Source organism: Microbacterium jejuense (genome assembly GCF_019511665.1).
Classification (GTDB): domain Bacteria; phylum Actinomycetota; class Actinomycetes; order Actinomycetales; family Microbacteriaceae; genus Microbacterium; species Microbacterium jejuense_A.
This window is the reverse complement of sequence record NZ_JAEUAW010000012.1, coordinates 80127-104567: the sequence shown is the minus strand read 5'-3', so window position 1 is coordinate 104567 and position 24441 is coordinate 80127. Positions and strand designations below refer to the sequence as shown.

Here is a 24441-nt window from a genome sequence, read left to right as displayed (position 1 = left end):
CTTACATCGATTACCGACATCGATTACCTACACCATGGACCCACCGGAAGACTGCAGGTCTCCGGACGTCACAAAGGAGTGCCCCATGAAACGACTGCTCGCCCTCGCGGGCATCGGCGTCACCGCCGCTCTGGCGCTCGCCGGCTGCACCGCCGGCACCGCCGAGGAATCGGCAGGACCCGTCGAACTGACCTTCTGGCATGGCTACACCGAAGCCGACGGCGATGTGCTGCAGCAGATCGTCGACGACTTCAACGCCTCGCAGGACGATGTCAAGATCACGACCGAGGTGAAGACGTGGGCGGTGATCGACGACACGCTGCTGCCCGCGTTGTCGGCCGACGAAGGCCCCGACATCGTTGCGATGCCCGCGGAGCGACTGCCCGTCTACGCCGACCGGGGCGCCTTCGTCGACCTCAGCGAGTGGTACGCCGGCGATGACAGCAACACCGCTGAGCTCAACCCGCAGGCTGTCGAGATGGTCACCGTGAGCGGGGCGCCGTACGGCGTGCCGACCGGATTCGTCCCGCTCTCGGTGTTCTACAACAAGGCGCTGTTCGCCGCCGCGGGAATCACCGACTTCCCGCAGACGTGGGACGAATGGCGCGCCGCGGCGAGGCAGCTCACCATGGATTCCGACGGCGACGGCACACCCGAGCAGTACGGTCTCGCGCTGCCCGACCACGACACCGTGGCGAACGGCCTCTGGCCGACCCTGTTCTACGGGGCCGGCGGGGACGTGGTCGAGGACGCGGACACCGCCGTCATCGATTCCGACGCGAACCGGGAGGCGCTCGAGTACTGGGTCTCTGCGATCCGGGATGACAAGATCTCGCCCACCGGCCTGGACGGGATCGGCGCCGACGAGCTCTTCAGCTCCGGAAAGGCGGCGATGCACGTGGGCGGCCCCTGGATGGCGTCCATCGCCGAAGACAGCGGAATCGACTACGGCATCGCCGCGGTCCCCGCCGGGCCGGAGGCGCAGGCGGCATCCGCCATCGGCGTCGCGATGGGAGTCACGGCGCAGGCCGGAAAAGCCGAGACGGCCGGCGCCGAGGCGTTCTTCTCGTACTTCTTCGACCTCGACGTCGCGACACAGTGGTCGCTCGGCTCCGGATGGCCGCCGCTGCGAACCGATGTCGCCGCCGATGCTGTCGCCGAGAACCCCGTCGTGGTCTCGCTCACGGAGATCGCGCCGACCAGCCGGGCGCTGCTGCCCGGCGTCGTCAACAGCGTCGACGTGCTCGATGCGGTGGACGATCTCACCCAACGCGCCGTTGCCGGCGAGAGCCTCGACGACCTGCTGCCCGCCGCGCAGGACGAGGTCCAGGCGGCGCTCCAGTAGCGTCCACCGCACATCCGTCCCCGATCGGGGCCGTGGCGCGCGCTCCGCGCCGCGGCCCCTGGAGAAACATGGCGACAATCACGCAGCGCCGCTATCGTCCCGCGCCCCAGCTGGGCGGCCGGACGCCCGTCGGATCGACGAGGCGCACCTCGCTGACCGCGTTGGCATTCCTCGCGCCCGCCCTCGTCATCCTGCTCGTCTTCGTGGCGTGGCCGATGCTGTCGGCACTCCGGCTCTCGTTCACGGATGCCTCGGGCTTCGGGCAGGAGGAGTACGTCGGTCTCGACAACTACGTCCGCGTGTTCACAGACCCGGACGTGCTGCAGGCGATGGGGAACACCGCGTACTACGCCGTCCTGTTCACGCCGACCGCGATCATCGCCGCCCTGCTGCTCGCGCTCCTCGTGAACCACCGGCGGCTGCCGGGACGCGGAGCGTTCCGCACGGTGCTGTTCCTGCCGTTCATCGTGTCGCTCGCGGTCGCGGCGTTCGCCTGGTCGTACCTGCTCGACCCCCAGATCGGCCTGCTGAACCACTGGCTCCGCGTCTTCGGCATCCAACTCGGGAACGTGCTGCAGGATCCGGCGCTGGCGATGCCGACAGTCGCGCTCGTCGCCGTCTGGAAGAGCTTCGGCTTCTACCTCGTGATCTTCATCGCCGGCCTGCAAGAGATCCCGGGGTCGCTGTACGAGGCCGCGCGCGTGGACGGCGCGACCGCGTGGCAGCGGTTCCGTCACATCACTCTGCCCATGCTCAGCAACACGATGGCGTTCGTCATGATCGTCGCCCTCATCGCGGCTCTGCAGGCATTCGACCAGATCTACGTCATGACCGGCGGCGGCCCCTACGGGACGACGCAGACCGTCGTGATGGAGATCTACACGTCCGGGTTCAAGAAGCTCGAACTCGGCTTCGCCTCGGCGCTGTCGTACGTGCTGCTGCTCGTCACCCTCGTGCTGAGCCTCGTCCAATTCCGCTTCTTCGGCCGTCGAGAGAAGGACGCGCAATGACCTCCATCACGACCCTGCCCGGCTCAGTGGCGGCGACACCTGCCCGGGCGACGCGTCGCCGCGGGACAGGCCGAGTCGGCAGCATCCTCCTCTTCATCGCGGCGCTCGCCGCCTCCGCGCTGGTGCTGCTGCCGATCGCGATCATCGCGTTCACCGCGTTCAAGCCGGTCGCGGAGGTGAACGCGTACCCTCCGACCCTGCTGCCCGAGGCCTGGACGCTCGACAACTTCGCCCAGATCTTCGAAGAGCTGCCGTTCGGGCGGCTGATCGTGAACAGCTTCGTCTTCGCGGGCGGCGTGACCGCGTTCGCCCTGCTGTTCGACTCCCTGGCCGCGTACGCGCTCGCGAGGATCGACTTCCGCGGGAGCCGCGTACTCCTCATCGCGATCATCGCCAGCCTCATGATCCCGTTCCAGGCCACGTTGATCCCGATCTATCAGCTCGTCAGCGACCTCGGCTGGGTGAACACGTACGCCGGGCTGATCGCACCACGCGCGGCCGACGCGTTCGGCATCTTCTTCCTCCGGCAGTTCTTCCTGTCACTGCCCCGCGACCTCGACAACGCGGCACGTCTGGACGGGGCATCCGAATGGCGGACCTTCTGGAACGTCGTTCTGCCCAACGCCAGGCCCGCGCTGTTGACCCTCGCGATCTTCACCTTCGTGAACAACTGGAACGACCTGCTCTGGCCTCTCGTCTTCACGACCGACGCCGAGATGGGGACCATCACGTCGGGGCTCACGCTCCTGACCGGCCCCGGCGGGATCATCCCGCAGGGCGTCATGATGGCCGGCTCGCTCATCGCCGTGCTCCCGCTCGCGATCATGTTCCTTCTCGTGCAGCGACGCTTCATCGAGAGCGTCGCTTCGACCGGCCTGAAATGAGACGTTCTTTGACCGACTGGTACACCGAGGGTCCGCTGCGGTTCGGGCTCGGCATCGAGAACACGTTCGTCCCGCAGGGCGGGCCCGGTCTGCGGCCGATCGACGAGTACGAGCTCACCGAGCACTACACGCGATGGCGCAGCGACCTCGACCTTGCCTCCGGCGTGGGCGCGGAGTTCCTCCGCTGGGGCATCCCGTGGCATCGGGTGAACCCGGAGCCCGGCCGCTGGGACTGGGGCTGGACGGACCGTGTCATCGGTCGCATGGTCGAGCTCGGCATCCGTCCGATCATCGACCTCCTTCACTACGGCACGCCGCTGTGGCTGGAAGGACAGTTCGCCGCTCGCGACTACCCGCAGCGCGTCGCCGAGTACGCGGTGGCCGCGGCCGAGCGCTACTCCGACCTCGTCACGGACTACACGCCGGTGAACGAACCGATGATCCACGTGCTGTTCTGCGGCGAGTACGGCTACTGGCCGCCGTATCTGCGAGGCGAGGAGGGCGCTGTGCAGCTCGCCCTCGCGATCGCGAAGGGTTTCCAGGCGACACAGCACGGCATCCGCGAGATGCTGCGGGATCGGGCGACGTTCGTGCATGTGGATGCCTCGATGCGGTATGTCGGCGCGACCGATGCGCCCGAGCACCGTGAGACCGCCGAGCGGCTGCGGCATCAGGCATACCTCGTCGAGGATCTCGTCACAGGGCGCGTCGGCGCAGACCACCCCCTCCTCGAGATGCTGCTGCGGCACGGCGCCGACGAGGACACGCTCGACGACCTCGCCCGACGCCCGGCCCATCCCGACATCATGGGGGTCAACTACTACCCCCGGCACTCGACCGAGGTCTTCGAACCGGGCGTCCATCACCGGGGCGGCTTCGCCGATCCGCGGCCGACCCGCGACGACGGCGTCGCAGGACTCTCTGAAGTGCTCGTCGAATACGCGCGACGCTACGAGGCACCGGTGATGCTGACCGAGACCTGCGTCACCGGGACCGTCGCCGAGCGGATCGACTGGCTGCACGCCTCCGTTGCCGAGATCGACCGCCTGCGAGCCGGCGGCCTGGAGGTCGTGGGCTACACGTGGTGGCCGCTGTTCGACATGTACGAATGGACGTACCGACATGGCTCCGGCCCGCGGTCGGACCACCGCCTGACCATGGGGTTGTATGAACTGGTCGAGTCGGAGGGTGGTGTGGAACGCCGCCGCACGGCCGTCGCCGACGCGTTTGCCGCCGTCGCGCAGCGGTCCGCGAGCGCGACATGGACAGGAACCGAGCGAACCATGGAGGAATCACGATGAGCGCCAGTGAGCACACCGGCTACGAGGCGTATCTGTTCGCCCACTTCGTCGGCGAGGACGGACCGGACGCGGAGCAGGTGCACCTCGCCGTCAGCCGCGGCGACACCCTCAGCGAATGGGACATGCTGGCCGGCGGTGCACCGGTGCTGCGCTCGTCGGTCGGGACCGGCGGCATCCGCGACCCGTTCCTCCTGCGGCTGCGGGACGGCGAAGGCTTCGTGATGCTGGCGACCGACCTGCAGGTGTACGGGATCGGACACTTCCGCGACGCGCAGGAGCACGGCAGCACTGCGCTGCTCGTGTGGGAATCGCGCGACCTCGTGACGTGGGACGGCCCGCGTCGCGTCGAGGTGATGCCGCCGGAGCGCGCCGGCAACGCGTGGGCGCCCGAGGCGATCTGGTGCGAGGAGGCGCAGACGTACGCCGTGTACTGGGCGTCCAACCTCTACGACGAGGGTGTCGAACGCCGCAACGCCGACAGCTACAACCGCATGATGATCGCGACGACCGACGATTTCGTCACGTTCACCGAACCCCGGATCTGGATCGACGTTCGGAGGGCCCCCGGCTACGGGACGATCGATTCGACGGTGATCCGCCATGGCGACGTGTACCACCGCTTCACGAAGGACGAGCATCCTGACGTGATGCACGTGTTCCACGAGGTGAGCCCCGACCTGTTCCGGGCCACGACGGGTGCGGCCGGATCGGCCTGGGACCTCATCGCGGAGCGCATCGGGTCCGAACATGTCACCCACGGAGAGGGCCCGATCGTCGTGCCCTCCCTCACCGACGACCGCTGGTTCCTGCTGCTCGACTGGCCGCCCTACGGCGGCGGCACGGGCTACGTCCTCTTCGAGACGGACGACATCGACTCCGGTCGCTGGACGCGCACGCCGCAGAGCCTTCCGCCGCGCTTCCGCCACGGATCCGTGATCCCGGTCACGGCGGCGGAGAGGCAGCGGCTGCTGACACAGCTGCCGCCCGCCACACACAGTGATGGCGATCGCGATGGTGGGATCTGAGCGCGGAGAGGCATGAGCCTCCCAGCGCGGGCGACGGCTGTCCGGAGCTCACTTCGCGATGAGGTTGAGCTGGGCGTTGAGGGCCGCAATCTGCTCGATTGATACTCCTCCCGCCTGTCGGATCAGCTTCTCCATGCTCATGCGGTCGACGATCGCCTGCATCGCCGGGGGGATGTCCACGCCACGACCGACCTCGCCCCGGCTGGTGGAGACTGCCTCGAGAACGGATGCGATCATTCGAGCCCCCTGCTCCGACTGCCTGATCTCGCCCACCGAGTCACGGACGGAGAAGTACCCATCGGGGCTGGGCAGCTCGGCCTCGTCGAACCAGTTCGCGATCGTCGTGGTCGGCGTGATGGCCATGGGTGGGACCTCATCCACCTTCCGCAAAGTGATGCTGTCGGAGGCGGCTCCGGAGCGGGCCGTGATCGTGTGCTCATCCGTCAGCGGAACGTTGAAGCGGAATGCACGTCGGCCGGTCATCGTGCCGAACTCGACTCCGTCTACGAGCAAAGTGACGTCGTGCTGGTTGGAATACACGACCACCTCCGTTGTCGGCTCCGCGCGCTCGATCCTTCGTCGGCCCGCGACATGCACGAAGGGCTCGCTCGACCAGGCCGCCTTGTAGACGTAGAACGCATCCTTCTTCACACTGCGGTCGAACGACACGAGCCCCTTCTGGTTACGACCCTTGACACCACCCTCGTCCCGACCGGCTGAACCGAAGTCGGCGAGATTCCACACGTGGGTGGCCCACAGCCACGGCCGGGCCTCGATCATCGTGACCATGTGCTCGTGATAGAGCGCCTGATAGCCCTCGGTGTAGTCGCCCTTCACCGGATCGGAGGACTGGTATTGCGGATTGGCGTCGGCGCCGTATTCGGACAGACCGATGGCGGTCCGCGGATACGTCTGGTGGAAACCGTCCAGCCATGTGTCGTTGTCGACGGCGTCCCCGACGTACCAGCCGAAGTAGAGGTTGTACGACATGACGTCGGGTACGGTGACCAACGGATTGTCGGTCTCCAGCAGGAACAGGTGCGCCATCGCGGTCAGCCGAGTCGGATCCAGTCGGTGCGCCAGCTCGTTGAGCTCGCCATGAGCGGCAAGGACGTCATCGCCCGCACCGGCGAGGGTGATCTCGTTGGACAGGCCCCAGCAGACGATGCTCGCGTGGTGGCGGTTCTGCACGATCAGCTCCGAGAGCTGGTCGCGCGCGTTGTCGACGGCCGCCGGCAGGAACACGGTGATCTGCGGGATCTCCGCCCATACCACCAGCCCGGTCTCGTCACACAGATCGTAGAAACGCTGATCGTGCTGGTAGTGCGCCAGCCTGACAGTTGTCGCGCCCAATTCCCGCAGGAGCGCGAGATCCGTCTGCTTCGCTTCTTCGCCTATGGCGTTGCCGACACCCTCGAAGTCCTGGTGCCTTGAGACACCCCGCAGTGGATATTCCTCCCCGTTGAGCAGGAAGCCCCGCTGGGGGTCGACGGCGAACTCGCGGCATCCGAAACGCAGTTCCACTGCATCGACGACGACTCCGTCCAGGAGCAGCTCGGCGCGGGCGGTATAGAGGTGGGGATCCCTCAGTCCGTGCCAGCGGCGTACCTGCTCGATCGGGACGGTGGCGTGGGATACTCCTCCGACGATGGAGGTCGTAGTCGACCCCTCACCGTCGACGGTGAACCGAACGCGCGCGGTCCGCGCGCCGGCGCCGATGACGCTCGCACTCATCGCGACGTCGGCGCGATCGCCCGCGAGCGTCGGCGTGACCGCCAGTCCCGGCCCACCGTCCTGCAGCACGAAATGAGTCGCACCCACACTGATCTGCAGGACGTCCCGGTAGATCCCGCCGTAGAACGTGAAGTCCGCCTGTTGCGGATAGACCGTCTCGTTCGGCGAGTTGTCGACGAGCACGAGGAGGGTTCCTCCCTCGTCGGTGAGATGCTGCGTGAGGTTCGCGCGGAAGGTGGAGTATCCACCGTCGTGGCGGGCGAGCAGATGCCCGTCCAGGTAGACCTCGGCCGATGAGTTCACACCGGCGAACTCGACCCAGGTCTCCGCTGCTCCGGCATCAGGCAGGATTCGGCGGGCATATGTCGAGACTCCGCGACGGTACTCGCCACCAGCCTGTCCGTCCGCTGCGTTCCAGGTGTGCGGCAGGCGGACCAGCGACCCGGCTGCCGCGACGTCGTCCCAGTCGGCATCCGGCCGCAGGGCGCTCGGGGCGAAGGCCCAGCCTTCGAGGATCGGCGTGATCCGTCGGCCGGGATCGGCGGGAGGCTGCGACATCGTGGTCTCCTTCGGCGCACATCCTCGGGACGTTCCGAGGCACGCCCACGCTACGGATCGCACGGCAGACGGTGATAGAACTGGTCACGCACGAACAGCAATCATGCGGCAGCGCGCCGCGGAAGGAACGAAGGACGACGACGATGTCGACCGCATCCGCAGACCATGACCGCGTACTCACCGCGGTCGTCAGCGCGCTCAGCCAAGTACTGAGCTGCCCTGTGACGCTCACCACGGATGTGCCTGCCGCGCTCGCAACCTTCCAGCATGACCACTGCCTGAGCTCACAGCTTCAGCCTGCATTCACCGCATCCGCATTGCGGGAGTTCGTCCGCGACATGCCGACGCAGGTCGTCCATGAAGTCGAAGAGCCGCTCGGGATGGCGGTGACGCTCACCCGGTGGGACGCATACCTGCTCGTCATCGGGCCGTACACCCACGAACCCCTCTATCCCGGTGCCGCCGAGGAAGTGCTGAGGACGCTCGGCATCCCGTCGTCCCAGCTGTCCCAGTACAAGCTGTACCGCACCCGCTATCCGATCCTGGACCCCGAGCACGTCCATAGGAGCGCGGCGGCATTGCTGACCGCTGCCGGAACCGAGGACGCAATGGGCACTCTCCTTCACATCAAGGCGGAGGGTGGCAGCATCGTCCCCGGCTTCGGAGAGCTTCCTCAGTCCGCCTCCACAACGGTGATCGAAGAGCGCTACCGTCTCGAAGCGGACTTCATGGATGCCGTGGCCGACGGATCCACCGAGCAGGCTCTGACCGCCTTGCAGAGGCTGGCGGGGATGCCTCAGACCATCAGTTATCTGAACACCCCCTTCCTCGGCACCACGATCCTGCGCATCATGGCTCGTGTCGCTGCGCAGCGCGGAGGGCTCCCCGCGGTGACGATCGACGCTATCTCGCAGCAATACGCGCAGCGCCTTCATCGAGTCGGCCACACCGTCGACCCCCAGCGAACGATCGGCTTCACCGGACAGATGGTGACCGACTTCTGCCAGAACGTGCGACGACATCAGCAGCGCAGCCTTCCACCGCTGGTGAGGCGCGTCACGGATGAGATCGACCTGCACCTCACTCGTGATGTGTCGACCGCGGAGCTTGCCGAGCGGCTCGGGGTGTCGACGTCCACCATCGCTCGACGGTTCAAGGAGGCGACGGGGACGACGGTCGCGGGCTACGTCGCGCACCGGCGCGCAGAACGCGCGGCTCGACTGCTCGCCACGACCTCGCAGAGCGTGAAGGACATCGCAGTGTTCGTCGGCTACGACGATGCCAACTATTTCGTGAAGGTCTTCCGAGGCGAGTACGGAGTGACCCCCACGGCGTATCGCGACGCACATACGCGGTAGCGGCCGCACGTTCCCGCGCATCGCGCACGATCACCTGGGGGGCCCGGTCAGAACTAAGAGAACGACCCAGCCGGTTCCGCCTCCGCCGAGGCGGTCTTGCGTGCTGCCACGCGCTTCTGCACGTCGATCATCTCCACGCGGGTCAGCTTGTAGCCCTTCATGGCCACGAGCGTGCAGACCCAGCCGAGAATCGGCAGGCCGAAGAACAGCACCACTGTCATCAGGAGGATCGCCGTGTTCGGGCTGTCGGTGGGCTGGGGCATGACCGTCGTGAACCCGATCAGCGCCACGGCACCGAGTGCGAGGGTGGAACCGAGAGACGAGATGATCTGGTCGACGATGTTGTACGTCGCGGTCACCGTGGCCGGCAGGAACTTGCCCGAACGGTCCATCTCGTAGTCGATGACGTCCGCCCGCATCGCACCGTTGGCGACGGTCACGACCATCGAGGCTCCGTTGAGCAGTAGGTACACCAGGAAGAACGCGATCGTGAGCGCGATGTTGTCGAGCACAGACCGCAGATCGACGACGAGGCAGAACACTGCCATGAGCGCGGCGAGGATCAGGCAGATCCAGGTCCAGGTGACCGTCGCCGACTTCGACCCGTGCTTGCCCGTGTAGCGCGCGCCGAAGATCGCGAACACGATTCCGGGAAGGATCGCGACCAAGCTGAGGATCGTTCCGAGCTGCATGTTGCCCAGCAGGATTCCCCACATCAGAGTGCCGATCACAGCCTGCGATTTCACCACCTGTGCGAGCTTGTCTGAGGCGCCGCTGATCAGGTACCGCTGGAACGGCCCATTGTGCGCGAGTACGTTCCACATGTCGCGCACCGTGACATCGACCTTGGCACGCGTGTCCGCAGCTGCGGCGCGGTCGTCGGTGAGGTGGGCGAAGCTTGCCGGCTTGTCGACCCGGGCGACCCCTATGCACGCGAGGATCTGAAGCACGAATGAGCATGCAACGTAGGTGACGGCCGTCTCGCTCAGCATCCCGATCGTGAACTCGTTGCCGTGGCGGGGCAGGAAGACCACCGTCGAGATGATCGTGAACATCGATGGGATCAGGTAGGCGTACGTGGTGGCCCACACCTGCACCGTCGGCCGCTGCCGCGGGTCGTTCGTAAGCACGGGTCCCGACATCTGCCCGGCGATGTCGTTCATGGACGATCCGATGATGTACACGAGGTAGAAGGCGATGAAGAACCACACGCCGAGCCCGGCGCCTGACCCCCATACGAACAACGCGAGGATCGCGACCGACCTCACGGCCCACCCGCCGAGCATGAAGAAGCGGAGCTTCCCGAACGGGAGGTTCACTTTCTCGATGATCAGTCCGAGAACGGGGTCGATGACTCCGTCGAAGACCCGCGTAACAGTGAGGATGATGCCTGCCACCGCGACAGCGATGCCGTATCCGGCGTTCTGCAGATAGCTCATGAGTCCTACGAGGACGTAGAAGATCATCGCGGACCCGTTGTTCAGCTGAGAGAACGCGATCTCCCACGTGCGGGCTCGACGGTATGACACGCCGTCCGCTTCGCTGGCTGTTGTCTTCTGGTTACGCGCCATTGCGTCCACTCCTTCGGGGATCGTCTCACGGCTGCGCACCGGCGGTGATGCGCCGCGAACTGCCTGAGGCGACCGCAATGCTAGGACGCCGCCATCGGCGCGAAATAGAACCAGATCGTCACCAGCAGTACGGATCAGGCGGACGCTCACCGGTCCGTCGATCCGGACGGACAGCGGTGACATCAGCCGCGTCGAAGCCGTCGCCGTTGCCGCGTCGTCGGAGGCCAGTCGAGGCGCGATGACAGGAGATCACGACGGCAGCAGACGCCGCAGGGCGACAGCGCTCACCTCGGCGCTGCGCAGCGGAGAGCCGTCGATCCAGTTTTTGTGCGTTTCCAGGATCACCGCTTCGACGCGCTGAGCGGTCGCCCAGGCGATGATCGCGTCGACGGGCATGTTCCCCGCCCCGAGCTCCACGGTGTCGACTTTCACGATCGGCGTCATCGTCGGCCCCGTGAGGCGCGAGCCGCGATCGGTGATGTGAAGAAGGCGGATGCGCTCACCCATCTTGTCGAGCAGCGCGAGCAGATCAACGCCTGCCGTGGCCGCCCAGAAGCAGTCCAGCTCGAATCCCAGCACCGCGGGATCCGTCTGGTCGACGAGCGTCTCGAACGCGGTGCGACCAGACATTGGTCGACGAAACTCGGCGGTGTGGTTGTGGTAGTGGAGACGGATGCCGTCACCGGCGAGCAGTCGGCCGGCGGCATCGAGTCGTCGGGCGAGCCGTTCAACGCTGGCTTCGTCTCCGTAGTCGAAGCGATGCATGCCGGTCACGACGATGTTGCCGGTGCCGAGCACGTCGGCTCGCACCACCACCGTGCCCGGGTCGGACTCGATCGCTCCGAGATCCTCGTGCAGTGCAGCCACCGACAAGCCGGACTCCGCGATCAGACGTGGCCACTCCAAGCGGCCACCGCTCCCGACGGGCATGCCCGCGAAACGCGTGAGCGCCCGTACCAACAGTGGTGTCGGTCGGGTCATGAAGCCGTTGAGCTCGATCGCCTCAAACCCGGCCGAGACCAGGCGCGAGAGGGTGTCTCGCGCCTGGTCCTCGGTATTCGCGACCGTCCCGATCTGTATCTGCTGGATCGCCCGCAGCGGTCGCTGCGGGACACCGGGACTCATCGAGCTCAGAGTGTCTCGCCGGCGTCTGCGAGGAGCGTGCTGCCCGTCATGATCATCGAGAGGTCGCTCGCTGCGAAGAGCACGACCCGTGCGATGTCGTCGGGAGCGCCCACGCGGCCGATCAGGCTGGTGTTCATGACCTCGAGGGGAGGCATCTCGATTCCGGCGGCCGCAGCGGCTTCGGCACCGGCCTTCGCCGCGGCGATGTTGCCCTCGGTGGGCACGAAGCTGGGGGCGACACCGAGCACGCGGATTCCGCGCGGGGCGAGGTCCACGGCGAGCGCCTTCGTCATGCCGAGCGCAGCATGCTTCGACCCCACGTACGCCACCATCCCGGGGAACGCCACCTGCACACCGGCGGTGGAGATGATGTTCACGATGACGCCGCCGGCATCGCCCGACATCCGGCGTGCGGCTTCGCGCGCTCCCAGGAACACTCCACGCGCGTTCACCGCGAAGGTCGCGTCCCACATCTCGTCGGGCATCATGGTTACCGGCGCGTTCGGGAAGATCCCCGCGTTGTTGACCCAGATGTCGATCCCGCCGAGCTCGGCGACCGCGAGGTCGGCCGCGGCGGCGACAGACGCGGTGTCGCTGACATCTGCGCGGGTGCTCACCACACGAACGCCGTAGCGGGCGGAGAGCTCGGAGGCAGCGGCGCGCGCCGCGTCCTCGTTGAGGTCGATGAGCAGCAGGTCGGCGCCTGCTTCGGCCACGCGGGCCGCGATGGCCTTGCCCAGCCCTTGGGCAGCGCCCGTGACGACCGCTCGTCGGCCACGGAGTGAGAGCAGGTCGGCCAGCGAGCGGGTGGAGACGTCGGGGAAGGGGAAGCTCACGCCGGCACCTCCGCCGCGAGTGCGTTGCGCTGAGCAACGTCGCCGAGCCACGCGAGGCTCGGCTTCGGTGTGCGGGCGAACGTGTCGCGGTCGACGGCGATGAGCCCGAACGTCGGCTCCCAGTGACCCCACTCGAAGTTGTCCAGAAGCGACCAGTGCAGGTAGCCGCGCACGTCGATGCCATCTGCGATCGCACCGATCAGACCCTGAAGCGCTTCTCCGGTGTAGCGGATCCGCTGCGTGTCGTCGGCGGTGGCGATGCCGTTCTCGGTGATAAGGATCGGCGTGTGGTCGCTGACCTCCCAGGCGTGCCGCACAGCCATCGCGAGCGAGTCCGGCCGGTAGGCGGTGCCGACGAGCGTGTTGTCGGGGTGCGCGGGGTGCGGGATGAGACCGTTCGCGTCGACCTGCTGGCTGGAGTAGGCCTGGACGCCGACGAAGTCGTCCCCTCGGCTGCCCTCCCAGTAGACGTCTTCCTTGCCGTAGCGGATCTGGCGCAGCTTCTCCTCACCGCCGGGGGCGGCGGTGAGGGCGCCGGCGGCGATCGTCCACCCCACCTTGGCGTTCGTGCGTGCACGGACGATCTCGCGGGCGGTGTGGTGGATCCGCGTGAACAGGCGTCCGATCTCGGGATCGGCGTAGGTGAGGAACTCGCTGTGGGTCTGCTTCTTCTTGTCGTCGCCATCGGCTTCGACGGTCGGGCTGGTCCAGTCGCCGCCCGAGGCGGCCAGGTGGCGCATCGCGGTCATGATCGCAGCCTGCATGTTCGGCTCGTTCATGGTCACGACCCATTCGACGCCGTCGAGGATCGTGCATGCCTGCTCGACGAAGGCGCAGAACAGCTCCAGCGCTTCGGATCCGTCCCAGCCGCCGCCCGCGGCGAACCACTGGGGGGTCGTGAAGTGCTGCAGGGTGACAACCGGGGTGACGCCATTGGCGAGGCAGAACTCGATCATGCGGCGGTAGTGCGCCAGCTCGGCCTTCGAGAAGTGGCCGCGCACCGGTTCGATGCGCGACCACTCCAGGCTGAAGCGGTACGAGGTGAGGCCGGCATCCGCGAGCAGTCGGATGTCTTCGCGATAGCGGTGGTAGCTGTCGACGGCGTCGCCCGACAGTTCCATCCCGGGCATCATCTGTTCGCGCGCCCACCAGTCGCTGTTGACGTTGTTGCCCTCGATCTGGTGGCCGGCAGTGGCGGCGCCCCACAGGAAGCCTTCGGGAAAGCTGGTCATATCGTTTCTCTCTTTCGCGTCGATGCGGAGGATGCGCGTCACCGGGCGGTGACGGCGGAAGTGGATGCCGGCAGCCCGGCGGTCTGGTCGAATCGCCCGTGCCCCGCTGAAGCCACGGTGCCGTCGGGGAAGATGATCCGCGCGGCGGTCCCTGCAGGGATGTCAGCGGTGATCCGGATGCTATCGCCTTCGATCCGCCACTCCACGGCGATCTCGCCCTGTGGGCCGTTGTGCGTTCCCCGGGCCCAGGCCATCCCCGGGGCGGGTACCGGCGCGATCGTGACCTTCTCCCAGGCGATCGAATCCGGATCCTGGCGAAGTCCGAGCGTGTGGGTGTGGAGGAAGCGGATGACGGCGCCCTTGCTGTAGTGGTTGAGGGAGTCGTGGGCGACGCCGTTCTCGTCGATGCCCTCCCAGTCCTCCCAGATGGTCGTCGCGCCGCGGTCGACCATGTACAACCACGACGGTGCGGTGCGGCGGCCGAGCAGTTCGTACGCGACGTCGGCTCGGCCGGCATCGGCGAGCACGGGGAGCAGATCGCCCGTGGCGAGGAACCCTGTAGCCAGGTGCGTGTCGTTCGCCCGGATCAGCTCGACGAGCCGCTCCACAGCCGCGCGGCGCAGCCTGTCAGGGATGAGGCCGAAGGCCAGGGCCCGCACGTACGCGGCCTGTGTGTCGGCTGCGGTCGTGCCGTCGTTCTTCAGGTAGGCGGCGCACCATGCGTCCGCGACACGGCTGGCCGTTGCGGCGTACGTTGCGGCATCCGATTCGCGTCCCAGGATCTCTGCGATCTGGGCGAGGGTCGCCGTCGAACGATAGAGGTACGCCGTGCCGACCTCGCCCTTGTCTGCCATGAACCAGGCCATCGGGTTGTGCTTGATCGGATCGACGGGGTTTCCCTCGGCGTCACGTTGCTTCGGCTCGGTCCACTCGCCCCAGTGGAAGGTGCCGTCCCAGAGATACTGTTCGAACGTCTCCGGCTCGGGCGAGGCCTGCAGCCGGGTGTGGTGGCGATTCGTCCGGGCCGCCTCGAGGGCCCACTCGACCCAGCGGGCCATCGCCTCGTAGTTCTCGGCAAGGACCTCGCGGTCTCCATATGCTCGATAGAGCTCCCACGGCACAGCGACGACCGCGTCTCCCCATCCCGAGGAGCCGGTCATCATGGCGAATTGGTCGTCGAGGTGGTGCTTGATGCGTCTGCCGTCGGGCGAGAAGTTCGCGATGCGCCCGTCGTCCAGCTGGTCGTCACGCACCGATCGCAGCCATTTGCGGCTGAAGCCGTGCACGTCGTAGAGTCGCGTCGCTGTCGGCGCGAACACCTGGTAGTCGCCGGTCCACGCTAGTCGCTCGCGCGTCGGGCAGTCTGTGGGCACGTCGACGGCGTTGCCGCGGAAGCTCCACTCGGCAATCTGGTGCAGGCGGTTCAAGTCCTCGTCGCTGCAGTCGAATGTGCCGACCCGGACGAGGTCCGTGTGGACGATTCGCATGGTGACGGTGGTCGGGTCCAGTGGTGCGTCCTGTCGCGTCACGCGCGCGTACTGGAAGCCGTGGACGGTGTGTCGCGGTTCGAACTCCTCATCACCGCCGCCCGAGATGACGACGTCCTGCTGCACGAACGGAAGTGGTGCCTCGCCCGGGCGCTCGGAGTCGAGGTGACTGGTAGACAAATCACCCCCGGCATCCGTGTGCTCGCCGTAGTCGATGACCGTGCGGGTGCCGCGCGGGCCGAGGTCGGTCATCCTGATCCAGCCGGACGCGTTCTGGCCGAAGTCGAGCACCCACACTCCGTCCGCGATCTGGGTGGATGAGACCGCAGAGCGGGTCTCCACCATTCGCACAGGCGGGGCGGGCGACCACGAGATGGCCGGCGGGTCGACGACGACTCCGACCCGCACCGGCTGCGGTCGGGCTGTCGCCGTCTCGAAGTCGACGGTCTGTCCGGCCATCAGGTCGGCCCGCGTCGTCGATGACGGCGAGGTCGTCCAGTCTTCGCCGCTGCGGACCACGCGCTCGCTGCCGTCCTCGAGGCGGACGTGGAGCTCGATGCGCGCCCCCACGGTGGTGCCCCACCCCGCCGGGAGCCGAAAGGCGCCGACTTGCCCGCGATACCAGCCGTCGGACAATTCGACCGCGATCCGGTTCTCACCTGGGTGAAGCAAGCCGGTGACATCGTGCGCCTGCGCGTAGAGTGTCCGGTCATACGAGGTCGACCCCGGGGCGAGCTCGTCCGTGCCGACACGCTGTCCGTTGATCTGCGCCGTGTAGACACCGAGTGCGGTCGAGTACAACCGGGCCGACGCGATGCCGCCGGGCATCGAGAACGATGCCTCCAGCACGTGTGCCGGCCGCGTGCCGTATCCGAGCTCGGGATCTTCGACGGGGGAGATCCAGTCGGCCTGCCAATCCGCGTCCAGCAGGCCCACCTCGAATCCGGCGGCCTCGGACCACTCGGCGTGGGGAGTCGCCGGCCGAACGCGCCACCTGACGCGGGTGCCGCTGCGCAGCACGCCGAACGGCCACGGGACGAATCGACGTCCGGCGATCTCTGCAGTCATCGGCGCCCGGCCGTCGACGGTCGCTTCAACGGTGTACCGGGTCTGCCCGTTACCGGCTGTCGGGTCTTTCCAGCTGAGGCGGGGATGGGCATCGGTGACGGGGAAGCCGTCGCCGCCGCTGTCGACGGTCAAGTCGTAGGGAACGGTACGGAGCATTGTTCGATCACCTCACGGGTTCAGCGGACGGACTTGACTTTGAGAAGGATGATGAGCCCGCCCACCAGCGCGAACGCGGCACCGACCAGGTACAACAGCGTGTAGTTCTTCTCGGCACCGACCGCGCCGATGGTGATCACCACACCCGCGATCAACGGGGCGAGGGCGCTGGGGATCTTCTGCGCGAACTGGATCACCGCCATGTACCGTCCGGCCTGGGCACGCTCCGGGATGATCGCGTAGACGATGGCCTGGTCGACGGTGGCGAACACCGCGATCGCGAGCTGCATCAACACGGCGCCGAGGATGATCTGGGGCAGTGACCACGCCGTTGCTTCGGCGATCGCGCCGCCGACGAAGAGCAGGGCGGCGATCATCACGAACAGGCGTCGGCGCTGCAGCTTGTCAGAGAGGAATCCCCCCACGAGCGCCCCCGTGGCCGCAGCGAGGACACCGATCATGCCGACCGTCGCGACGATGCCGGCGACCTCGCGGACAGGCAGGTCGAGGCGCTGGGCATAGAAGAACGTCCCGAACGTGGTGTTGAAGTAGAGCCCGACGAAGAAGACGAAACGTCCCAGCCAGTTCCAGGCGAAGTCGGGGTACTTGCGGACGTTGAAGCCGTAGCTCGCGACGACGGACTTCACGGTGACGACCTCACCGCGAGGCAGGTCTTTCGAGCTGCCCTCGGGTTTGATCAGCGGGAAGAGCGCCAGCATGACGGCGCCGATGAGTCCGGGCACCAGGAAGATCAGCATCGTATTCGACGAAACCGCGTAGGCCACGCCGATGCCGAGCACGGGGGCGATCTGGGTCATGAGGCCAGTGAGTGCTGAGACCTTGCCTCGCTGCTGCTCCGGCAGCTTGTCGGCCTGAATGGTCTGCAGTGCGGCACCTGCGATGGACCAGCCCGACATCCCCAGAACCCAGCCGGCTCCGACCACGAGCAGGTCCGGCGCGAGCCCTATGATCACGAGCCCGACCAGGCCGATGCCCGTGCCGAGGAAGAGGAACGGCGAGCGGCGTCCGAACCGGGACCGGGTGCGGTCGCTCCAGATGCCGACGAGCGGGCTGATGATCAGGTACACGAGCTGCGCAGTGCCGGTGATGTAGCCCAGCACCTCCTCGTGACCGGGAGCGAGCTCGGTGATGCGCACTGCGATGCCGTACGACAGCGGAACCATCATGGCGATCGAAGCGCCGAAGCTCGCAAGCATCAGCCAGAAGATGTAGCTCTTGCTCATCGGCTGCTGCGGGCCGGCGGCGGCCGCGTGCGCCGCCCGTGCGGGCGGAAGCTCACCTGCACCGGCAGGGCTCTGCTCCGTGACCGAAAAGTCGTTGGTCACCATGACTCCTTCATCGCGTGATTCAATCGCGCAGCTGTGCGGGATCGGCTGACGGCGTGACACCGCCAAAAGTAACCGTCGTGGTTAGCTTTCATGAAGAGTAACCACAGTGGTTACGATTAGCAAGCGGGCATTCGTGCTGGAAGACTCGGAGGCGTGGAGATGAACAGCACAGACGCATCGGCGTCGGCACTCAGCGACAGCGGGTCACGCCGCCGCGGCCCCTACTCAACGACGCCCGCCCGACGAGCGCAGATCGTCCGCGCAGCGCTGTCGAGCATCGCCGAGCACGGGTACGAGCGCTCTTCCCTTCGCGACATCGCCGCACGGGCCGAGGTCACACATGCCGCACTGCTTCGGCACTTCTCGAGCAAGGATGAACTGCTGGTGGCCGCACTCGCGCAGCGCGACGCCGACGACGAGGAGTTCGCACGACGCATCATGGAGTCGCGCGTGCCCGCCGAGCAGGTGCTGTCGGGCGTCCTCAGAAATGAGTTCGCGCATCCGGAACAGGGGCGCAACTGGCTCGCAATCACGGTCGCCGCGACGAACCCGGATCACCCCGCGCACGACTTCTTCGTCGCCCGACGCGAACGGATGCGCTCCCACCTTTCGAGCAGGCGGTTTGGTACCGCAGAGGACGGCGACGAGCTCAGCGCCGACGACAAGGTGACGATGCTGATGGCGATGATCGATGGGTTGCGCATCCAAGCGCTGATGGACCCCGATCACGACGTGCTGCCGCTCCTCGAGGTGTTCATGCGCCTGGTCGCCACTCCCGCCGAGCAGGAGCCGGGGCGGGACTGATGCGAGGATCACCAACGCCCTGCTCGGCGACCACACGAACGACCTCAGGCCGCATCTCTCGCTAGTTCCCGATGCACGCGCGGCCGACTCTGTGGTCAAGATCCCAAGAAGGAGGACCCCGGAAGACACGGAGTCGTCTCTGGCATCGACGGAACCCGGGTCAATCCGCGGAGCCTCGCGAGTTGTGGGCGGAGACTCGCGTTCCCCCGGCGGCGGCCGACCCGCGCATTCGAGGCATTGCCAGCCCGTCACGTCCGGACCAGATGTGGGGCAAACCGCGGTCAGAGCAAAAAGAAAACCCCTGCTGAACAGGGGTTTTCATGGCGGTGACGGTGGGATTTGAACCCACGGTAGGGGGTTACCCTACACAACTTTTCGAGAGTTGCACCTTCGGCCGCTCGGACACGTCACCGCCGACAAGCTTACGTCACGAAAGCGGATGCCGCGAATCGGCCGGGGGCGCCGGCATCCACTCTCGAATCACTCCAGGTCGAGAGCCCCGTGGATCACGTCGACCACGCGTGAGGGCTCGTCGATGCCGACCGCGTAGACGTACGTCGCGGTGAAGCCGATGCCGGCCAGCGACGCCGCCAGCGAAGCCAGGGACGCCGCCGTGGACTCCGGCGTGACGGCCACCATCGCGGTCTTCTCGATCGTGTCGTAGTCGCGGCCGACCTCGTCGCAGTGGGCGCGCAGCACGTCGAGCTTGTGCGTGGGCAGCTCGCCACCGGCGCCGACGCCGAGGTTGCAGGCGTCGGCGTACTGGGCGACCAGGCGCAGCGTCTTCTTCTCGCCACCACCGCCGATCAGCAGGTAGGGATGCGGGCGGCTGATGCTCTGCGGCGAGTTGAGGGTGCGCTCCAGCTGCCAGATCGCGCCGTCGTAGGGCTCCTCGGAGTCCGACCACATCTGCAGGCAGATCTGCAGCGTCTCTTCGAGCTCGCGGAACCGCTGCGCCACCGGCGGGAACGGGAAGCCGAGGCCGCGGCACTCCTCCTCGTTCCACGCGGCGCCGATGCCGAGTCCCATCCGTCCGCCCGACAGCACGTCGAGGGTCGTCACCTGCTTCGCCAGCAGCGACGGGTGGCGGTAGATCACGCCCGAGACGAGCGTGTGCAGCAGCGCCGTTTCGGTGTGCGCCGCGATGAAGCCGAGGGTCGCGTAGGCCTCGAGCATCTCGTGCTCCACGGGACCGAGGCCCGGCAGCTGCCAGAAGTGATCCATGACGGTGATGCGACGGATGCCGGCGGCCTCGGCGTTGCGCACGTGCGCGGCCAGTGCGGGGCCGAGGTCGGCGGCGCCGCTGCGCCATGTGAAGTCCGCGATGTGAAGTCCGTAGTCCATCCGCGCCATCCTCCTGGAGCGGCTGGGCCCGCTCCAGGGGTCAGGCTAGCGGGCCGGAGGTCGAGGGGTCGACGGGGGTTCACGGATCCCGCCCCCGATGTCGCCGAGCGGGTCTAGCGTGGGGCAGGTGACCGAGAACGCACCCGCCGCCCCGGCCGGCCGCATGGCGACGACGCAGCGGTTCGTGCTGTGGATCGCGGTGCTCGGGTCGTTCGTGGCGTTCCTCGACGGCACGATCGTCAACGTCGCCCTGCCGGCCATCAGCGACGAGCTCGGCGGCGGGATCACCACGCAGCAGTGGGTGGTCGACGCGTACCTCATCACGCTCGGCGCGCTGATCCTCGTCGCGGGCTCGGTGAGCGACGCGTACGGCCGCGTGCTGGTCCTGCGCATCGGGCTCATCGGCTTCGGCATCGCGTCGATCGCCATCGCGGCGTCGCAGACGTCCGAGTTCCTCATCGTGGCGCGCGCGGTGCAGGGCGCGGCAGGCGCGTTCCTCGTGCCGAGCTCGCTCGCGCTCATCACGTCGAACTTCAGCGGCCCGGCGCAGAGCCGCGCCATCGGCATCTGGACGGCGATGACGACGTCGGCCATGATCGTCGGACCGTTGATCGGCGGTCTGCTCGTCGACCTCGTGTCGTGGCGGCTCGCGTTCCTCATCAATGTGCTGCCCATCGGCGCGACGCTCATCCTCCTCGCACGCGGCGGGTTCCACGACGTGCGGCATCCCGACGCATCCATCGACTGGCTGGGCGCAGTCCTGTGCACGTTCGGCCTCGGCGGCATGGTGTACGCCCTGATCGAGCAGCCGAACTCGGGCTGGGCCGCGCCGAACATCTGGCTTCCGCTCGTCATCGGCGCCGTGCTGTTCGTGGCGTTCATCCTGCGGCAGCGGTACGCGCGCAGCCCGATCCTGCCGCTCGACCTGTTCCGCGTGCGCAACTTCTGGACGGGCAACGTCGCGACCGCCTTCATCTACGGCGCACTCGCCCTCAACGGCCTGGTCGTCGTCGTGTACCTGCAGGAGGGCGCGGGCCTCTCGGCAACGCTCGCGGGCCTCGCGAGCGTGCCGATGACCATCATCATGATCTTCCTGAGTTCCCGTGCTGGTGCGTGGAGCGGCAGGTGGGGTCCTCGCTTCTTCATGACGGTCGGCCCGATCACGATGGGCGTCGGCGCACTGTTGCTGCTCACGACGACCGAGGACTTCTCGTACTGGTGGCAGGTGCTCCCCAGCATGATCGTGATGGGCGTCGGCCTCGCGCTCACCGTCGCCCCGCTCACCTCGGCGATCCTGGGCGCCATCGAGCCCGAACGCTCAGGCATCGCCTCGGCGGTCAGCAACGCCGTCGCCCGCGTCGCCGGGCTCGTCACCGTCGCGCTGCTCGCGGTCATCGTGGGCGGGTCCCTCGACCTCGACGGCTTCCACCGGGCCGCCATCGCGACCGCCGCGCTCATGATCGCGGGCGGCATCACGTCGTTCCTCGGCATCCGCAATCCGCCGCGCGACACTGATCAGCAGCCGTCCTGATCGAGTGGATGCCGCCACCCCGTGCTGCTGTCACGCCGGGCGTCGCGACGCGCCGGGGTGCGGCATCCACTCTCCGTCGATAGTCACGGCCGAACGCGCTGGCCCCGCCGCCACCTGCCCTGCAAGACTGGCCGCATGGCTGTCATCGAGAACTCGAAGGTCACCGTCGTCGGAGCCGGAAGCGTCGGCGCGAGCACCGCGTACGCGGCACTCATCCGGGGATCGGCGCGGCACGTCGCGCTGTACGACATCGCGACGCAGAAGGTCGAGGCCGAGGTGCTCGACCTCGCGCACGGCACGCAGTTCACCGGCTCGAGCGACATCATCGGCGGCAGCGACCTGTCGGTCGTAGAAGGCTCGCACGTCGTCGTCATCACGGCCGGCGCCAAGCAGGACCCGGGGCAGACGCGCATCGAGCTCGCCGGCGTCAACGCCGGGATCATGAAGAAGATGATGCCGCAGCTGCTCGAGGCCGCCCCGAACGCCATCTACGTCATCGTCACCAACCCCTGCGACGTGCTCACGGTGCTCGCGCAGGAGCAGACCGGCCTGCCGCCCGAGCGCATCTTCGCGTCGGGCACCGTGCTCGACACGTCACGTCTGCGCTGGAAGCTGGCCGAGCGCGCCGGCGTGTCGACCTCGAGCGTCCACGCGTACATCGTCGGCGAGCACGGCGACACCGAGTTCCCGCTGTGGTCGAAGGCGACGATCGGCACCGTCCCGATCCTGGAGTGGGTCACTCCCCGCGGCGACCGCATGACCACCGACGAGCTCGACCACATCGCGGTCGACGTGCGCGACGCCGCCTACAAGGTGATCCAGGGCAAGGGCGCGACGAACTACGCGATCGGCCTGTCGAGCGCCCGCATCATCGAGGCGATCCTCAACGACGAGCGGGCGGTCATGCCGGTCTCGCCCGTGCTGCACGACTTCCACGGCGTCGACGGCGTCGCCCTGTCGGTGCCGTCGGTGGTGAGCGCCGCAGGCGCCGTGCCGATCCGCGAGACGCAGTTCGACGCTCGCGAGCTGGAGCTGTTCCACCGCTCGGCCGACGCGCTGCGCGAGGTCGCCGACTCGCTGCGTGGCTGACCGTCGTCGGCGGATGCCCCGGCCCGCCGTCGGGGCGGTTGTCGGGGGTCGCACGTACGCTGATCGCATGGCCGCACCCCGACGTCCCACGCAGACCGCGCCGTACCGGTGCACGGAATGCGGGTGGACGACGCACAAGTGGGTCGGCCGGTGCGGCGAGTGCCAGCAGTGGGGCACCGTGGTCGAGGCGGCCGAGCAGACCGGCATCCTGCGATCGGTGACACCGGTGGCGCCCGGCGCCGCGCGGACGGCCCGACCGATCACGCACATCGACACGTCCGATGTCCCTCGCCGCACCAGCGGCGTGGGCGAGTTCGACCGCGTGCTCGGCGGCGGCATCGTGCCCGGCGCGGCGATCCTGCTGTCGGGCGAGCCCGGCGTGGGCAAGTCGACGCTGCTGCTGGAGGTCGCCGCGCAGTCGGCGCGCGCGGGGCGACGGGTGCTCTATGCGAGCGCCGAGGAGTCCACGGCGCAGGTACGGCTGCGTGCCGAGCGCACCGGCGCGCTGCACGACGAGCTGTACCTCGCGAGCGAGACCGACCTCGCGACGATCCTCGGACATGTGGACGAGGTCACCCCCGAGCTGCTGATCGTCGACTCGGTGCAGACGGTGTCGTCCGCGCTGTCGGAGGGCATGGCCGGGCACCCGTCGCAGGTGCGCGAGGTCGCGGCGACCCTGATCCGCGTCGCCAAGGAGCGCGCCATCCCGACGATCATCGTCGGCCACGTCACGAAGGACGGGTCGATCGCCGGCCCCCGCATCCTGGAGCACCTCGTCGACGTGGTGTGCCAGTTCGAGGGCGACCGGCAGACGTCGCTGCGGTTCGTCCGCGCGCTCAAGAACCGCTTCGGGCCCACGGACGAAGTGGGATGCTTCGACATGACCGGTGCGGGCATCGCCGAGGTCCCCGACCCGAGTGCGCTGTTCCTCGGGCACGGCACGACTGAGCCGGGCACGTGCGTGTCGATCGCCCTCGAAGGCCGCCGCGCCCTGCCCGTAGAGGTGCAGGCGCTCGTCATCGAGAGCAAGTCGCCCAATCCGCGCCGCATCGTCAGCGGCGTCGACGCCGCGCGGGTGGCCACCGTGCTCGCGGTGCTCGAGAAGCGGGTCGGCGTGAAGACCTCCGACAAGGACGTCTATGTCTCGACCGTGGGAGGAGTGCGGTTCGTCGAGCCCGCGGCCGACCTCGCGATCGCGCTGGCGGTGGCCGGCGCGGTCACCAACCTCACCATCCCCCGGCACATCGCCGCGGTCGGCGAGCTGAGCCTCGCGGGCGAGATCCGTCCCGTGACACAGTCAGCGCAGCGCCGGACCGAGGCCGCACGGCTCGGCTACCGCGACCTCATCGACGACCGCTCCGGCCGCCTGCTGGGCGCCCTCAACGACGTCCGTGCGCGGACGAAGGGCCGCCCGGGGGACGACGTCCCGGAGTTCTGACCTCTCGGGGCAGGCGAGCGCTGCCGCAGCGACGGTCACCGACCGCGCGGACGGCGGCGTCGTTGCGGGTCGACGAAGCCGAGCGCGATCGGGATCACGAGTCCCGCCGCGCACACCATGCCCACGAGGAGGTATTCCACCCCGCGAGCATGCCCAACCGAGGCGCCGGTGCAGGGCACCGGGCCCGGAGTGTCGC

18 protein-coding genes and 1 tRNA gene are annotated in these 24441 nt (G+C 67.8%); 10 read left to right on the top strand and 9 right to left on the bottom strand.

The features are described 5' to 3' along the window. Positions 1-85 precede the first annotated feature (85 nt). The 5 genes from JNB62_RS14880 to JNB62_RS14860 all read left to right on the top strand — a co-directional run bounded on the left by JNB62_RS14880 (position 86) and on the right by JNB62_RS14860 (position 5565). On the top strand, positions 86-1345 hold the full coding sequence (locus JNB62_RS14880; RefSeq protein WP_220301679.1) for an ABC transporter substrate-binding protein: 1260 nt from the start codon (positions 86-88) through the stop codon (positions 1343-1345). Positions 1346-1413: 68 nt separating this feature from the next. Next, the gene (locus tag JNB62_RS14875) at positions 1414-2355 is read left to right on the top strand and encodes a carbohydrate ABC transporter permease (protein WP_220301678.1); all 942 of its coding nucleotides are present in this window, start codon (positions 1414-1416) and stop codon (positions 2353-2355) included. Beyond that, a complete protein-coding gene (locus JNB62_RS14870) occupies positions 2352-3239 on the top strand; it encodes a carbohydrate ABC transporter permease (protein WP_220301677.1) in 888 nt (295 codons plus the stop codon). The genes JNB62_RS14875 and JNB62_RS14870 overlap by 4 nt, the downstream gene beginning before the upstream one ends. An 8-nt stretch (positions 3240-3247) precedes the next feature. Continuing rightward, entirely contained in the window at positions 3248-4540 is a 1293-nt protein-coding gene (locus JNB62_RS14865; protein WP_223231170.1) for a family 1 glycosylhydrolase, read from the top strand. Next, on the top strand, positions 4537-5565 hold the full coding sequence (locus JNB62_RS14860; RefSeq protein ID WP_220301675.1) for a glycoside hydrolase family 43 protein: 1029 nt from the start codon (positions 4537-4539) through the stop codon (positions 5563-5565). Before JNB62_RS14865 ends, JNB62_RS14860 begins: the two co-directional genes overlap by 4 nt. Before the next feature lie 48 nt (positions 5566-5613). On the opposite strand, the gene JNB62_RS14855 is transcribed toward JNB62_RS14860, so the two are convergent. Continuing rightward, positions 5614-7857: a glycoside hydrolase family 2 protein gene (locus tag JNB62_RS14855; protein ID WP_220301674.1), complete on the bottom strand. Its 2244-nt coding sequence runs from the start codon at positions 7855-7857 to the stop codon at positions 5614-5616. A gap of 143 nt (positions 7858-8000) precedes the next feature. Between JNB62_RS14855 and JNB62_RS14850 the strand changes: the two genes are divergently transcribed. Beyond that, entirely contained in the window at positions 8001-9215 is a 1215-nt protein-coding gene (locus tag JNB62_RS14850; protein WP_220301673.1) for a helix-turn-helix domain-containing protein, read from the top strand. Positions 9216-9268: 53 nt separating this feature from the next. Here the strand turns inward: JNB62_RS14850 and JNB62_RS14845 are convergent, their stop codons facing one another. The 6 genes from JNB62_RS14845 to JNB62_RS14820 form a co-directional block, all read right to left on the bottom strand. Beyond that, a complete protein-coding gene (locus JNB62_RS14845) occupies positions 9269-10744 on the bottom strand; it encodes an MFS transporter (protein ID WP_220301672.1) in 1476 nt (491 codons plus the stop codon). 291 nt (positions 10745-11035) lie between these two features. Then, positions 11036-11911 carry a sugar phosphate isomerase/epimerase family protein gene (locus JNB62_RS14840; protein WP_220301671.1) on the bottom strand — a complete coding sequence of 292 codons (876 nt, stop codon included), beginning with the start codon at positions 11909-11911 and terminating at the stop codon, positions 11036-11038. A gap of 5 nt (positions 11912-11916) precedes the next feature. Further along, positions 11917-12747: an SDR family NAD(P)-dependent oxidoreductase gene (locus tag JNB62_RS14835; protein WP_220301670.1), complete on the bottom strand. Its 831-nt coding sequence runs from the start codon at positions 12745-12747 to the stop codon at positions 11917-11919. Next, positions 12744-13979, bottom strand: coding sequence for a glycoside hydrolase family 1 protein (locus JNB62_RS14830; RefSeq protein ID WP_220301669.1), 1236 nt, complete (start codon positions 13977-13979; stop codon positions 12744-12746). The genes JNB62_RS14835 and JNB62_RS14830 overlap by 4 nt, the downstream gene beginning before the upstream one ends. Before the next feature lie 38 nt (positions 13980-14017). Next, the gene (locus tag JNB62_RS14825; protein ID WP_220301668.1) at positions 14018-16690 is read right to left on the bottom strand and encodes an alpha-L-rhamnosidase; all 2673 of its coding nucleotides are present in this window, start codon (positions 16688-16690) and stop codon (positions 14018-14020) included. A 20-nt stretch (positions 16691-16710) separates the two neighbouring features. Beyond that, positions 16711-18039, bottom strand: a complete 1329-nt coding sequence (locus tag JNB62_RS14820) for an MFS transporter (protein WP_374451028.1) — start codon at positions 18037-18039, stop codon at positions 16711-16713. Between the two features lie 159 nt (positions 18040-18198). Here JNB62_RS14820 and JNB62_RS14815 point away from each other — a divergent pair, with 159 nt between their 5' ends. Continuing rightward, on the top strand, positions 18199-18843 hold the full coding sequence (locus tag JNB62_RS14815; protein ID WP_220301667.1) for a TetR/AcrR family transcriptional regulator: 645 nt from the start codon (positions 18199-18201) through the stop codon (positions 18841-18843). A gap of 321 nt (positions 18844-19164) precedes the next feature. Here the strand turns inward: JNB62_RS14815 and JNB62_RS14810 are convergent. Continuing rightward, a tRNA-Ser gene (locus tag JNB62_RS14810) sits at positions 19165-19255 on the bottom strand. A 68-nt stretch (positions 19256-19323) separates the two neighbouring features. Further along, positions 19324-20187, bottom strand: coding sequence for an LLM class F420-dependent oxidoreductase (locus JNB62_RS14805; protein ID WP_220301666.1), 864 nt, complete (start codon positions 20185-20187; stop codon positions 19324-19326). 163 nt (positions 20188-20350) lie between these two features. Here JNB62_RS14805 and JNB62_RS14800 point away from each other — a divergent pair, with 163 nt between their 5' ends. The 3 genes from JNB62_RS14800 to radA all read left to right on the top strand — a co-directional run bounded on the left by JNB62_RS14800 (position 20351) and on the right by radA (position 24245). Continuing rightward, positions 20351-21718 (top strand): MFS transporter, encoded by a 1368-nt coding sequence (locus JNB62_RS14800; RefSeq protein ID WP_220301714.1) that lies wholly within the window; start codon positions 20351-20353, stop codon positions 21716-21718. A gap of 135 nt (positions 21719-21853) precedes the next feature. Then, positions 21854-22807 carry an L-lactate dehydrogenase gene (locus JNB62_RS14795; RefSeq protein WP_220301665.1) on the top strand — a complete coding sequence of 318 codons (954 nt, stop codon included), beginning with the start codon at positions 21854-21856 and terminating at the stop codon, positions 22805-22807. A 67-nt stretch (positions 22808-22874) separates the two neighbouring features. Beyond that, positions 22875-24245 carry a DNA repair protein RadA gene (gene radA / locus JNB62_RS14790; RefSeq protein ID WP_220301664.1) on the top strand — a complete coding sequence of 457 codons (1371 nt, stop codon included), beginning with the start codon at positions 22875-22877 and terminating at the stop codon, positions 24243-24245. The last annotated feature ends 196 nt before the right edge of the window (positions 24246-24441 follow it).